This window comes from Kitasatospora sp. NPDC003701 (assembly GCF_053587085.1).
The window spans coordinates 205,049-217,354 of the sequence record NZ_JBSFNM010000008.1 but is presented as its reverse complement, the minus strand read 5'-3'; the positions used below and the strand labels follow the sequence as shown (position 1 = coordinate 217,354).

At 69.2% G+C, this 12,306-nt stretch carries 11 protein-coding genes and 1 pseudogene; 7 read left to right on the top strand and 5 right to left on the bottom strand.

All coding sequences use genetic code 11. From position 1 onward, the window contains the following. Positions 1 to 53: 53 nt before the first annotated feature. Complete coding sequence (locus ACWDRR_RS10830) at positions 54 to 245, bottom strand: hypothetical protein (protein ID WP_449771836.1); 192 nt, start codon at positions 243 to 245, stop codon at positions 54 to 56. Between the two features lie 159 nt (positions 246 to 404). Between ACWDRR_RS10830 and ACWDRR_RS10825 the strand changes: the two genes are divergently transcribed. The 4 genes from ACWDRR_RS10825 (at position 405) to ACWDRR_RS10810 (ending at position 5,243) form a co-directional block, all read left to right on the top strand. Next, positions 405 to 1,376, top strand: a complete 972-nt coding sequence (locus tag ACWDRR_RS10825; RefSeq protein ID WP_449771835.1) for a helix-turn-helix domain-containing protein — start codon at positions 405 to 407, stop codon at positions 1,374 to 1,376. Further along, a complete protein-coding gene (locus tag ACWDRR_RS10820; protein ID WP_449771834.1) occupies positions 1,373 to 1,936 on the top strand; it encodes a peptide deformylase in 564 nt (187 codons plus the stop codon). Before ACWDRR_RS10825 ends, ACWDRR_RS10820 begins: the two co-directional genes overlap by 4 nt. Before the next feature lie 238 nt (positions 1,937 to 2,174). Further along, a complete protein-coding gene (locus tag ACWDRR_RS10815) occupies positions 2,175 to 3,920 on the top strand; it encodes a DUF262 domain-containing protein (RefSeq protein ID WP_449771833.1) in 1,746 nt (581 codons plus the stop codon). Positions 3,921 to 3,971: 51 nt separating this feature from the next. Then, on the top strand, positions 3,972 to 5,243 hold the full coding sequence (locus ACWDRR_RS10810; RefSeq protein ID WP_449771832.1) for a type II toxin-antitoxin system HipA family toxin: 1,272 nt from the start codon (positions 3,972 to 3,974) through the stop codon (positions 5,241 to 5,243). Positions 5,244 to 5,549: 306 nt separating this feature from the next. On the opposite strand, the gene ACWDRR_RS10805 is transcribed toward ACWDRR_RS10810, so the two are convergent. From ACWDRR_RS10805 to ACWDRR_RS10790, 4 genes and pseudogenes are all read right to left on the bottom strand, one after another. Beyond that, positions 5,550 to 5,813 (bottom strand): type II toxin-antitoxin system RelE family toxin, encoded by a 264-nt coding sequence (locus ACWDRR_RS10805; RefSeq protein WP_449771831.1) that lies wholly within the window; start codon positions 5,811 to 5,813, stop codon positions 5,550 to 5,552. Beyond that, positions 5,806 to 6,075 (bottom strand): type II toxin-antitoxin system Phd/YefM family antitoxin, encoded by a 270-nt coding sequence (locus ACWDRR_RS10800; RefSeq protein ID WP_449771830.1) that lies wholly within the window; start codon positions 6,073 to 6,075, stop codon positions 5,806 to 5,808. Before ACWDRR_RS10800 ends, ACWDRR_RS10805 begins: the two co-directional genes overlap by 8 nt. Positions 6,076 to 6,199: 124 nt before the next feature. Further along, a complete protein-coding gene (locus ACWDRR_RS10795; RefSeq protein ID WP_449771829.1) occupies positions 6,200 to 6,880 on the bottom strand; it encodes an HAD-IA family hydrolase in 681 nt (226 codons plus the stop codon). A 65-nt stretch (positions 6,881 to 6,945) separates the two neighbouring features. After that, positions 6,946 to 8,084: pseudogene (locus tag ACWDRR_RS10790) on the bottom strand (dihydrofolate reductase family protein). Positions 8,085 to 8,256: 172 nt separating this feature from the next. Here ACWDRR_RS10790 and ACWDRR_RS10785 point away from each other — a divergent pair. The 3 genes from ACWDRR_RS10785 to ACWDRR_RS10775 all read left to right on the top strand — a co-directional run bounded on the left by ACWDRR_RS10785 (position 8,257) and on the right by ACWDRR_RS10775 (position 12,303). Continuing rightward, entirely contained in the window at positions 8,257 to 9,639 is a 1,383-nt protein-coding gene (locus tag ACWDRR_RS10785) for a hypothetical protein (protein WP_449771828.1), read from the top strand. Positions 9,640 to 9,807: 168 nt separating this feature from the next. Further along, positions 9,808 to 10,623, top strand: coding sequence for a methyltransferase domain-containing protein (locus ACWDRR_RS10780; protein ID WP_449771827.1), 816 nt, complete (start codon positions 9,808 to 9,810; stop codon positions 10,621 to 10,623). A gap of 162 nt (positions 10,624 to 10,785) precedes the next feature. Further along, the gene (locus ACWDRR_RS10775; protein ID WP_449771826.1) at positions 10,786 to 12,303 is read left to right on the top strand and encodes a DUF4190 domain-containing protein; all 1,518 of its coding nucleotides are present in this window, start codon (positions 10,786 to 10,788) and stop codon (positions 12,301 to 12,303) included. Positions 12,304 to 12,306: the final 3 nt, after the last annotated feature.

Genomic DNA, 12,306 nt, shown 5'->3' with positions numbered 1-12,306 from the left:
CTGTGCGCTCCAGTTCGGAGTCCAGCCCGTGATGGGCGATGGGTGGAAGGGCGCTACACGTAGGTGCCGTCCGGCGCCGAGCCGGCCGCCGGATGAGCACCGATTCGGGCCGAGTCGAAGTCGTCGTGCACGATGACGCCGAGCAGAGCGATCACCACGGCGTTGCCGACCGTCCACAGGGCACCGAAGAAGGCACCGACCGGATCGCGGTGCTGGCCTGGGCGGCTGGACGGGGAATCGTGCACGGCTAACTCCTCACGGCAGGAGGGGAGATGGGTTCTGGTGCTGACCGGGCGCTTGAAGTGCGTGCCCGATGGGGTAATGAGAGCCGGAGGCGGGACCGTGACGGGATGGTGAGCTAAGGTCACTCACGGTTCATTCATCACTCACTGGGGGCGGAGCGGATGGAGACAAGGGCCGACCACGACGCGGTCGACCAGGCCATGGAGGCGTTCGCCGCCGAAGTCGCCCACTGGCGGGAGGTGCGCGGACTCTCCAAGCGAGCGCTGGCCGGAAAGATGGGGTTCGACCCTTCGTACGTCAGCCACATGGAGTCCGGCCGCCACAAGCCGACCGAGGAGTTCGCCCGCCTCGCCGATGAGACCCTCAATGCCGGGAAGGCCATCTGGCGGCGGTGGCTCGACTACGACGCCGCCCGCTCCCGAAGCCGCACCCCGACCTCGCCGCCGGTGCCTCGCCGCGCCGAGCAGCCGTACGCCTCCGGGGCCGCGATCATCGTCGAACACGACGAAGCCGCGCTCCAATTCGACGGATCCACCTACCGGTTGGCCATGCGCCGCCGCCTACGCAACACCGGTGCCGAGCCCATCACGCGCTACCTCATCCGCATCGCCGTCGACCGCTACCCCGGCGAACCCGAGCGCTCCAACGCCCACTACCGTGAGCACCCACTGACCTGGGACGAGCTGGCACTCACCGCCTCGTGTCAGGGCGAGGACATGCGATGGCAGGCCAAGCACGACCGCGACGCGTTCAAGGAGGTCTGGCTCCTGTTCGACAACGAGCACGGCCGCTTCCCGCTCTACCCGGGCGACGCGACCTGGATCGAGTACGCCTACAGCGTCGGCGCCGACAAGTGGGGCCACTGGTTCCAGCGCGCCGTCCGCCTGCCCACCGAACACCTCGCCGTCCGACTCGACTTCCCCGCCGCCCTCGACCCGGTGGTGTGGGGCACCGAGACCTCGATGACGGCCGAGGCCATGCCCCTGCGCACCGCCGTCAGCCGCCGCGACGAGGGCGAGCGCCGGCACTTCGCCTGGGCCACCGACGATCCGCCGCTGCACGCCCGCTTCCGCCTCGAATGGCGCTTCCGCGCCGCCGCCAACAACCCGCAACGGACCAAGGAGACCAGGTGATCGAGGTGCGGCCCAGCCAGCAGATGCAGTCCCTCGGCGTGATCCAACAGGGCACCCCCATCCTCAACCGCCCAGCCGAGCCCTTCGACCTCCCGGCCGAACGCGCCGCCGCCCAGGCCGTGATCGACGAACTCTTCACCGCCGTCGACCGGATCGGCCGCGTCCACTCCTTCGCCAAGGGCATGGGCCTCGCCGCCCCACAGGTCGGCATCCCCCGCGCTGCCGCCCTCGTCCTGCCCCCGACCGCCGGCGCCGACCCGATCATCCTGCTCAACCCGAAGATCACCGCAGTCTCCGACGAGACCGACGAACACTACGAGGGCTGCCTCAGCTTCTTCGACGTCCGCGGCATGGTCCCCCGCCCCCTCCGCATGGACGTCACCGCCACCACCCTCGACGGCACCATCACCACCGTCACCTACGAGTTCGGCCTCGCCCGCCTCATCGCCCACGAGATCGACCACCTCGACGGCCTCCTCTACACCGACCGCATGCGCCCCGACGTCCACCCGATCCCGGTTGAGGAGTACCGCGGCACGGGCTCGACCTGGATGTATTGAGGAAGCCCGCTGCCCAATCGGCTGTCCAAACAAGCGATAATTTGGAGAACAACGCTGGCAGTCGCTGACGTCGCCGATGCGCTGGGGAATCTAGAGGATTTGGCGCTGACCCTGAACGAGCCGTAAGCCAGACTCTAACCGTTGCAGGACAGGTTTGCTGATACTCGCCGGTTCGGTGACTGCCAGACAGCAGTAGGCTTTGTTCCCTCTGACCAAGACCCGACAGGAGCTGGTAGGAATGTCTGAAACCCCGCCAGGGCTCACCACCCAGCCCACTGCCACAACCTACGAGCTCGGCGAGATTGTGCCGTGGGCATGGCAGGGGCGGATCAGGGTGCCGCACTTCCAGCGCGACTTTCGCTGGCAGTCCAAGGACGTGCTGAGGCTCTTCGACAGTATTGTTCGCGGTTACCCCATCGGGAACCTGCTGCTGTGGGTTCGGAGGTCACCTGCAGAGATGATCAAGCTGGGCAAGCTGATTATCGACGCTCCTGCACATGACGAGGCACTGTGGGTAGTCGACGGCCAGCAACGATTGACAAGCCTCGCCAACGCGCTGAGTCCGGAGGGAAACAAGCACGAGCCGTTCAACGTTGTCTATGACCTGGCGCTTGGGGAGTTCATCGAGTCGCCGAAGTTTAGTCTTGAACCACATCACATTGACGTTCCCACTCTCTTTGACGGTCGGCGTCTGCTCACTTGGTTTCGAACTCAAGGGCCGGATGTGGAGGACTACTACGACAAGGCCGAGGAGGTTTCGACCAAGCTCCGTCAGTACAAGGTTCCTGCCTATCTCGTTCGGCAAGACGACCTTGACATTCTGACCGACATTTTCGACCGCATGAACAACTATGGGCGTAGATTGAATCGAGCTGAAATCTTTACTGCCCTGAATGCTGGGGCCGAAGAAGGTAGCGAGACTCGCCTAAACTTTGCGCGCATTTCGGACAATGTGGCAGCTCGCACTCTATTTGGAACGATCGATGTAAATACGGTTCTCGCATCATTTCTCGCACGTCGAGGCCCGGACCCCACTAGGGATATTCGAACCGAGTTTTCCTCGGAGATGCGCCGTTCGGGGCTTGAGTTCCCAATGGAAGATGAGCAGACGGCCTATCGTGAGGCAGAGGAGGCGCTGGTACGTGCCGTCATTTTCCTCATCGAGGTGGCAGGCGTGCCGCATATCGCCCTCCTCCCCTATCGAGCCCAACTTGTTGTCCTCACGCGATTTTTTGCCCATTTTCCAGAGCCCGGCTCTAATACCTTGCGGCTGCTGCGTCGGCTCTTTTGGCGCCTGTCGATCGCTGGACCTTCGGTCTTTCGAGGTAGCTTCACTCAGTTCAGTCGAATTCTGAGCAATAAGATTCGCCGAGGTGATGAAGAGGGTTCTGTTCAAGCACTGCTGGAAACCATGAAAGATGCAGTGCATTCGCCTCCAAGTCCGGATAGGTTTCGCACGAATGAGGCCACTGCGAAAATCGTGCTCAGCGCGTGGTGGTCGCTCCGGCCTCGCTCTATTGCCTCCGGTCTTCCTGCGGACGTCCAGAGTCTGTCCAGTGTCCTTGGCGACGAGCAGACTCCCGTTAGTGCCACTCCCTATCTCTTCCCTCGCCTCAACGAGCCGGGAGAGAAGGATAAGCGGCTGTGGGCGGCGAACCGGATCTTCCTGCCGTTTGGTGAAGATCTTCCGTCTGAGGTCATTAGGATGCTTACTGAGCCTCGCATCGACCTGGATCAGACAATTCAGCAGGCCGTCCTGGAATCCCATCTCATTGATGACCGGGCACTCGAAGCCCTATCGCGAGGGGATCGAATTGGCTTCCTCCAGGCTCGCCAGCAGCGTATCCGGACCCAGCTTGAAGACTTCCTTGCTCGTATGACTGAGTGGAAGTACGAGGACACCCCATCGCTGGATGCTCTTGACCTCGATGAAGAAGAGCAGAGCGACTCGGAGATTGATTTCAGCAACGATCGGCTCCAATAGTTGTATCGTCAGAGTCGCACAGGTGGCATTGCGCGTTTCGAAGCGAGAGGGATGGTCATGGCGGACCGGTTGCCGGAGGTATTTCACGCCGTGCTGCTTCATGGGGTACGCGTGGGAACATTGTGTCAGCGGGGCGACCATACGCGTTTCGTGCTAAGCCGATCCTACGTGGATAGCCCGACCAGACCTGTTCTCGGTCTGCGGTTCGAGGAGAACTTGCAGAATTCCTATGCTTCAGCCCTGCGATTGCCCTGCTGGTTCTCCAATCTGCTCCCGGAAGGGCCACTGCGGGAGTGGATTGCCCAAGATCGTGGCGTTTCCCTGGATCGGGAAATGGAGCTCCTGGCCCAGGTGGGCCATGACCTCCCGGGCGCTGTGCAGGTGGTTCCAGCGGATGGACCTGATGACGATTGGGAATGGACGGATTCGGCCATGGCTGGTGGGCGAAGGGCTGCGGTCCGCCCCGAAACGTCATCGCCGTGGCGTTTTTCCCTGGCCGGCGTTGCACTAAAGTTCTCGATGTTGGCGAGAGGAGACCGACTAACGGTTCCGATCGGCGGGGAGTTGGGGGACTGGCTAGTTAAGTTTCCGGACTACCGGCATCCGCACGTCCCTCGCAATGAGTTTGCCATGATGTCGTTGGCTGCTTCGGTCGGCCTGGACGTTCCCGAAGTGAGGCTTGTGCATCGAGATGAGTTCGACGGGTTGCCTGATCGTATGTGGCCGAATAGCGAGGAGTGGGCGTACGCGGTAAGGCGTTTTGATCGATCGCCGGATCCAGGTCGGGGTCGGATTCACGTCGAGGACTTCGCGCAGCTGAAGGACACCTATCCGATTGATAAATATCAGTCCTCTTTCGAGACTGTGGCTTCTTATGCATATCGAGGACGTGACCTCGATTCGCTGCGAGAAGTGGCCAGAAGGATAGCTTTCTCGGTTGTCGTAGGGAACGGGGATGCGCATCTTAAGAATTGGTCGCTAATCTATCGCGACCGCATCACTCCGAGTCTCTCTCCCGCCTATGACTTGGTTTCCACTATTCCGTACACACCTACTGGGGAGACTGAGGATCTTGGCCTAAAGTTTGGGGGAAGCAGGCGGTTTGAGGTGGTGTCGCCGCGCACCTTCAGGGCTATGGAGAGTCGTCTTGACAACAGGTTTGGCAAGACGAATGTCGACCTCTCCGGCGTTGCTGCAGAGACGGCCCGCCGGGTGCGGGAGCAGTGGCCTGCCTGTGAGGAGGTGTTGGAGTCAACGCCTGATCTGAGCGGCTCCATCGGCGCTTGGATCGGTTCAATGACGGCCCGTCTTCTCGGAAGTTGAGGAGACCCGGCAGTCGGTCGCCAGCGGATCTGCGGCAGAGGATGTGAGCCGTGTGCGCAGGTTGGGCAGTCTGCGGACAGTTCGCAGGACCTCGATCGCGACCGTCGCGGGCCGTCGTTGGCCAACCGGGAAATGCCTCGGCATGGGCATGTGCGTTACTCCGTCGCAGGGCCAGATTCGGTCGGCATTGGTTCCGCTTCAACGTCTGGCGGACGGACCGGCACCGGACCGCCTGCCGTGAAAGGGGCCGACTCCTCCGGGAGTCGGCCCCTTTCGTTTGTGCGTGTCGGATCTTCCGGCGTGGGATCAGGTGTCGTGGACCGTGGAGCGATGGCCGACGTGCACGACCCACACCACCAGCTCTCCGTTGTCGATCGTGTAGACGACGCGGTAATCACCCACGCGCAGGCGACGGCGTTCGGGCTGGGAGACGAGGGCTGTTGTGTTGCAGCCCAAGGGGTCGCGTTCCAGCTCGGTCAGCTTGGCCAGTATGCGCAGCGCCATGTCACGGGGGATCTTCCGCAGCTCGGCCTGGGCCTCCGGTCGGAAGACGGTGCGGTACTCACTCACTGCGCGCCAGCGTCTCCCTCATGACGTCCTCGATCGGGATGCCGGCGGAGGGGTTCGCCATGCGCTCGTCGATGATCCGGTTGATCTCGCGCTCTTCCCACTGCTGGTACTTGCGGAGGACCTCGATGGAGACCACGGCGGCGACCTCCTTGCCCCGGCGCGTGATGACCGTGGGCACGTCGTCGCGGTCCGCACGCTCCACTACCTCTGCCAGGTGTGCGCGCACGTCGCGGATGGACTCTACGGGCAGCGGCTGTGTCATGCGCCCAAAGGTACCTGGCGTCCCATGTGTACACAAGGCTGCGCGGAAGGGGTCGACTCCTCCGGGGGATCGACCGCTTCGTCGTGGTCAAGTCGACCGAGGGCGAGTCCCCGGCCGGGTGCCGTCAGGCGATGTGGACGGTGAGGGTGCCGTCGCCGGCGGCGGTGACGGTGACCTGCTCCAGGGTGGGGGCGTGCGCGGCGGTGCGGTGGGCGGCGGCGCGGTGGCCGATGCCGAGGACGGGGATGCCGGCGGCCACGGCGGCGGCGATTCCGGCCGAGGAGTCCTCCAGGGCGAGGCAGTCGGCGGGCGCGAAGCCGAGCGCGGCGGCGCCCTTGAGGAAGCCCTCGGGGTCGGGCTTGCCGGCGTCGACGGACTCGGCGGTGACGAGGGCGGGCGGCAGCGGGAGGCCCGCGGCGGCCATCCGGACGCGGGCGAGCGGTTCGTCGGCGGAGGTGACCAGGGCGTGCGGCAGGCCGGCCAGCGAGGCGAGGAAGGCGGCGGCGCCGGGTACCGGCACGACGCCCTCGACGTCGGTCTTCTCCTCGGCGAGCATCCGCGCGTTGTCGGCGTGGTTGAGCTCGGCCGGGCGTCCGGGCAGCAGCGCGGCCATGGTGGCGTGACCCTGGCGGCCGTGGGCGAGCCGGAGCACCTCGGCGGGGTCGAGGTCGTGCGCCTCGGCCCAGCGGTGCCAGCAGCGCTCGACCACGGCGTCGGAGTTGACCAGGGTGCCGTCCATGTCCAGCAGGAGGGCGCGGGCGGTCAGGGTGACGGGGGTGGTCGCGGTGGTGGGGGCGGCGGGCATGGGGCGGCTCCTCGCGGGGCGGCGTGCGGGCGTATGAGTCAATTGTTCAATTAGGATACAAAAGATCAGCCCAAGAGGTGGACATTGACCGCGCGGGCCTCCTCGGCCAGCCCCGGCAGCTCCACCACCTCGACGCCGGCCGCCTCCAGCAGCGCCGTCCCCTGGCAGTCGGTGACGAACAGGTCCGGCTCGCGCCAGGCGACCACCACCCGGGGGACGCCCGCCGCGATCAGCAGCCGGGCGCACGGCAGCGGCCGGGAGGCCCGCTGGCCGCAGGGCTCCAGCGAGCTGTAGACGGTCGCGCCGCGCAGTCGCGGATCGCCCGCCGGGAGCTTGGCCAGGGCCGCCTCCTCGGCGTGGTCGTGTGGGTCCGTCTCCCGGCTCCAGCCCTCGGCGAGCACCTCGCCGTCCGCGCCGACGATCACCGCGCCGACCGAGAAGGCCGTCGTGGAGGGCGGGCAGCGGCGCGAGAGCTCGACGGCCCGCCGCAGGTGTGCGAGGTCGGACGGTGCGCTGGTCACGGGGCGGGCTCCTTCGGGGCGTACCTGAGCAGGACGACATCGCCCACGGTACGTGCCTCCAGCAGCCGCATCCGGCGGGCCGGCCCGCCGGGGAAGGCCGCCGGGTGGACGAAGCGCGGCGCGCCCGCCTGCCCGACCAGCAGCGGGGCGACGGCCAGCTGGAGCTCGTCGGCCAGGCCCTGGGCCAGGAACTGGGTGTGCACGCTGCCGCCGCCCTCGACCATCAGCCGCCGTACGCCGCGGGCCCCGAGGTCGTCCAGGACGGCGCCCAGCTCCACCGTCCCGCCGAGTGCCACTACCTCGGCCAGCCCGTCCAGTGCCGGGCGGAGCGTCGCCGCGCCGGCGTCCGAGGTGTAGGCGAGCCGGTCGCCGCCGGTGTGCCAGAACCGGAGCGCCCGGTCGAGCGCCCCGCTCGCGGTGAGGGTGACCTTCAGCGGGTACTCGGGGCGGCCGGCCGCGAGCCGGGCGGCCCGCCGGCCGGGGTCGTTGACCAGCAGCCGGGGGTTGTCCGCGCGCAGCGTGTTGCCGCCCACCAGAATCGCGTCGCTGGCCGCGCGCTCCTCGTCCACCCGGTCGAAGTCCGCCGGGTTGGAGAGCAGCAGGCGGTCGGGGGAGGCGTCGTCGAGGTGCCCGTCGAGGGACATCGCGGCGCTCAGCAGGACGAAGGGGCGGCGGCCGGGCATGGTGGAACCGTTCTGTCGGGAGCCCGTCCACGGTACGGGCCCGGCCGTGCGGGGCGCGCCGCACGGGGGCAGGTGTTCGTCCGGTGGCCCGCTGCCGGTGGGGCGGCGTTCGCCGTGGGGCCCCACCCTGGTCCGGACCTCGCACCGCCCCCCACCTCGAAGGGCTGTCACCGTGTCCCGTCTCTCCCGCGGCCTGCTGCCGCTGGCCGTCGCCGTCGCCGCACTGCCGGTGCTCGCGCTGCCCGCCGGGTCCGCCGCCGCCGTGACGTACGGAACTCCCACGATCACGCTCTCGGCCGGCTACCTCTCCGGCGCGGTCGGCGCCACCGGTGACCCGACGGTCGCCGTGACGGTCGCGCAGAGCGGTGCCGCCGTCTCCGCGCTGACGGTCGCCGCCTCGGCCACCAGCCGCAGCTCGGTGGCCCGCACCGGCGACGTCACCGTCACGGGCACCACCGGCAGCCGCACCCTCGCGGTCGCCGCGCAGGGCGTCGGCTACACCGACCTGACCATCAAGGTCACCGGCCTCGGTGGCAAGAGCGCCACGAAGACGCTGCACTACGCGGCCTCGCCGGCCGTCCAGCGCCCGGCCGACAGCCGGTACCTGACCGGCTCCAGCGACGCCTCGGCGGCCGTCGACGCGGGCGGCGGGTACGTCGTGGTGGCGGACGACGAGTCCAACGTGCTGCGGCTGTACGACCGCAACGCCTCGGGTGCACCGGTGCGCACCTGGGACTTCAGCAGCGCGCTCGGCGTCTCCAAGGAGATCGACATCGAGGGCGCCACCCGGATCGGCAACACCGTCTACTGGACCGGCTCGCTGGGCAACAACAAGGACGGCGAGATCAAGACCCCGCGGCACACGGTGTTCACCACCACCGTGACCGGCTCGGGCGCGGCGACGCAGCTGGCCCTCGGCGGCAAGTACACCGGTCTGCGCGACGATCTGATCGCCTGGGACAAGGCCAACGGCAACCGGTACGGCTTCGCGGCCGGCGCGGCCTCCGGTGAGGCGCCCAAGCAGATCGACGGCTTCAACGTGGAGGGCCTGGAGTTCGCGCCGGGCAGCTCCACGACCGCGTACGTGGGCTTCCGCGCGCCGCTCGCCCCGGCGGTCACCGGTGGCCGGGCGCTGATCGTGCCGGTCACCAACTTCTCCTCGCTGCCCGGCGGTTCGGCGCACGCGACGTTCGGCGCCCCGATCGAGCTGGACCTCGGCGGGCTCTCGGTCCGCGACCTGCGGCGCAACGCGCTCGGCCAGTACCTGATCGTGGCCGGCTCCTGGGCGGCGGACGACAACTCCGACCCGTACGCGCTCTACCGCTGGGACGGTCAGCCCGGTTCGCAGCCGGTCAAGGTGCTGGACCTGCCGACCAGTGACGCGGGCGGCTGGGAGGCCGTGCCGGACGTCCCGGACCTCACCGCCCCGGGTGCCCGGGTGCAGCTGATCACCGACGACGGTTCCGCCGACCTGTACGGCGACGGCACCGAGGCCAAGGACCTCACCCACCCGGAGTGGAAGAAGTCCCGCACCACCTGGTTCACCCTCAACTAGCCGTACCCACAAGGCAGAGGCCCCCGTCCGATCCTCGGCGGGGGCCTCTGCGCGAGCTGGGGTGATCGAAATATGAGACGAATCTTCTCGTCATGCGGGACGAGGAGTAGCGTCGGAGGCGTCGGGAGAGCCGACCGCAGGGAACGACCGAACCCCAGGGGGACCGCCATGACCGGACCGCAGCCCGCCTACACGCACGGCCACCGGGAGCCCGTGCTGCGCTCGCACCGCTCCCGCACGGTGGCCAACTCGGCCGCCTACCTGCGTCCCGAACTGCGGCCCGGGCAGGCCGTGCTGGACGTCGGCTGCGGCCCCGGCACGATCACCGCCGAGCTGGCCGAACTGGTCGGCCCCACCGGGCGGGTGGTGGCCGTGGACACTTCGGCCGAGGTGCTGGAGTCGGCCGCCCGGTACGCGGCGGAGCGCGGCGTGTCCAACGTGGTCTTCGAGGTCGCCGACGTGCACGGACTGCCCTACGCGGACGGGGAGTTCGACGTGGTGCACGCCCATCAGGTGCTGCAGCACGTGAGCGACCCGGTGGGGGCGCTGCGCGAGATGCGCCGGGTCACGGCGGCGGGCGGCGTGGTCGCGGCCCGGGACGTCGACTACGCGACCATGACCTGGTGGCCGCAGGCCCCCGAGCTGGACCGCTGGCTGGCGCTGTACCGGCGGATCGCCCGCGCCAACGGCGGCGAGCCGGACGCCGGCCGGCGGCTGCTGTCCTGGGCCCGGGAGGCCGGCTTCACCGACGTCACCGCCGGCTCCAGCACCTGGACGTACGCGACGCCCGAGCAGCGGGAGTGGTGGGGCGGGCTGTGGGCCGACCGGATCGTGGCGTCCGACATCGCCGACGCGGCGGTGGCCGACGGGTACGCGGACCGGGCGGAGCTGGAGCGGATCTCGGCCGGGTGGCGGGACTGGGCGGCCGCCGGGGACGGGTGGTTCGCGATGCTGCACGGCGAGGTGCTGGCACGCCGGTCGTGAGCGTCGGGCGGCCGGAAAAGGCGAGAGGGTGTTCTCCAAGATCGGGTAAAGTCGCGCGTCCGTTCCCATGGTCCGCCCGCTGGTCCGCCCGCCGGTCCGTCCACGGAACGTTCGAGTCGAAACTGCCGAGCTGACGCCCGTGACCGGGCCGGGGGAGTCCACGTGTCCAAGCCCGAGTCCGACGCGCCCGTTCCCGCGTCGGATGCCGCCCCGCCGGCCGACGCCGCGTCGACCGGCGAGGTGTCGGACGCCGTCGCGCCGCCGGCCGCCGCGCCGGACGGCCCGGCCGTGGACGCCCCGCCGGCCGACGCCGTGGCGGCGGGTGCCCCGGAGCCCGCGGACCGGGTGGAGCTGACCAAGCCGGCCACGGGCGCCTTCGGGCCCGCGGCCCCGGAGGCCCCCGCCGCGGACTCCTCCGCAGCGCCCACCCCCGCGGCGCCCGCCGACCCGTGGGCCGCCCCCGCAGCGCCCGGCACCCCCGCCCCCGCCGCCCCCGGCACCGCCGACCCGTGGGCCACGTCCGGCGGCCCGGTGCCGCCCGGACCGCCGCCCGCCTCCGGCTGGGCCGCCGTCCCGCCCGGCGCGCTCTCCGGCTTCCAGCCCGGCCACGCCTACCCGGCGGCCCCCGGGGCGACCAACGGCTTCTCGGTCGCCGCGCTGGTCACCGGCCTGTTCTGCATGTGGCCGCTCTCGCTCGCCTTCGGCATCGTCGCGCTGGTCCAGATCCCCAAGCGCAACGAGCGCGGCCGCGGCATGGCGGTGACCGGCGTGGTGCTGGGCATCCTCGGGGTGCTGGCCACCCTGCTGGCCTTCCTCGGCCTCGTCGCCGCCGGAGTCGACGCGACCAGCCGCGCCGACCGTCCCGCCCGGGCCCCGAAGGCGCCCCCGGGCTCCGTGCTCTGGTCCTCGCTCAAGTCCGGCGACTGCTACAACCCGCCCGGCGGCTCCGCCGACGCCGAGGACGGGGACGCGACGGTCCTCTGGGTGCTCAAGGCGTCCTGCTCGTCGCCGCACCACGGTGAGGTGGCCGGCACCGCCCGGATCCCGGAGGGCGACGGGCTCGCCTACCCGGGCGAGAGCCGGGTCCGCGAGAGCGCGGCGACCCTCTGCACCCCGGTGCTCACCGACTACGCGCTCGACTACTGGGCCGTGCCGGACGGCATGGACGAGGTCTACCTCTACCCGAGCCGCGCCAACTGGAAGTCCGGCGAGCGCTACGCCACCTGCGCCTACGAGGACCGCGACGCCGAGCACCTGGGCAGCGTCCGCACCGACCGGGGCAAGCTGTCCTCGGCCCAGCTGACCTACCTGGAGGCCGCCCGGGCCTACAACACCGTGAACTGGAGCGAGCCGGACGCCGAGATCGCCGACGCCCGGTCCGAGTACGCGTCCTGGGCGAGCCGGATGGCCGACGCCTCCCGCAAGGAGGCCGAGCAGCTGTCCAAGGCCACGGCGCTCTGGCCGGAGAGTGCCAAGCCGAAGGTGGCCGAGCTGGTGACCGCCCAGCGCGACGCCGCCACGGCCTGGGACACCGCCGCCAAGGCGGTCGACGCGGCCGTGCTCGAACGCGAGATCCGGCGGGCGAAGTCCGTGGTGGCCAAGTCGGCCAAGGTGACCGTGGAGATCCGCCGCGAGCTCGGCCTCTCGACGGGCGAGCAGGTCGGCGAGATCCGGGCCTGACGG

Coding starts and splice junctions, on each gene's coding strand:
- ACWDRR_RS10800 (WP_449771830.1), bottom strand. CDS start 6,075: ATGACACAGCCGCTGCCCGTAGAGTCCATCCGCGACGTGCGCGCACAC.
- ACWDRR_RS10825 (WP_449771835.1), top strand. CDS start 405: ATGGAGACAAGGGCCGACCACGACGCGGTCGACCAGGCCATGGAGGCG.
- ACWDRR_RS10780 (WP_449771827.1), top strand. CDS start 9,808: ATGACCGGACCGCAGCCCGCCTACACGCACGGCCACCGGGAGCCCGTG.
- ACWDRR_RS10815 (WP_449771833.1), top strand. CDS start 2,175: ATGTCTGAAACCCCGCCAGGGCTCACCACCCAGCCCACTGCCACAACC.
- ACWDRR_RS10795 (WP_449771829.1), bottom strand. CDS start 6,880: ATGCCCGCCGCCCCCACCACCGCGACCACCCCCGTCACCCTGACCGCC.
- ACWDRR_RS10810 (WP_449771832.1), top strand. CDS start 3,972: ATGGTCATGGCGGACCGGTTGCCGGAGGTATTTCACGCCGTGCTGCTT.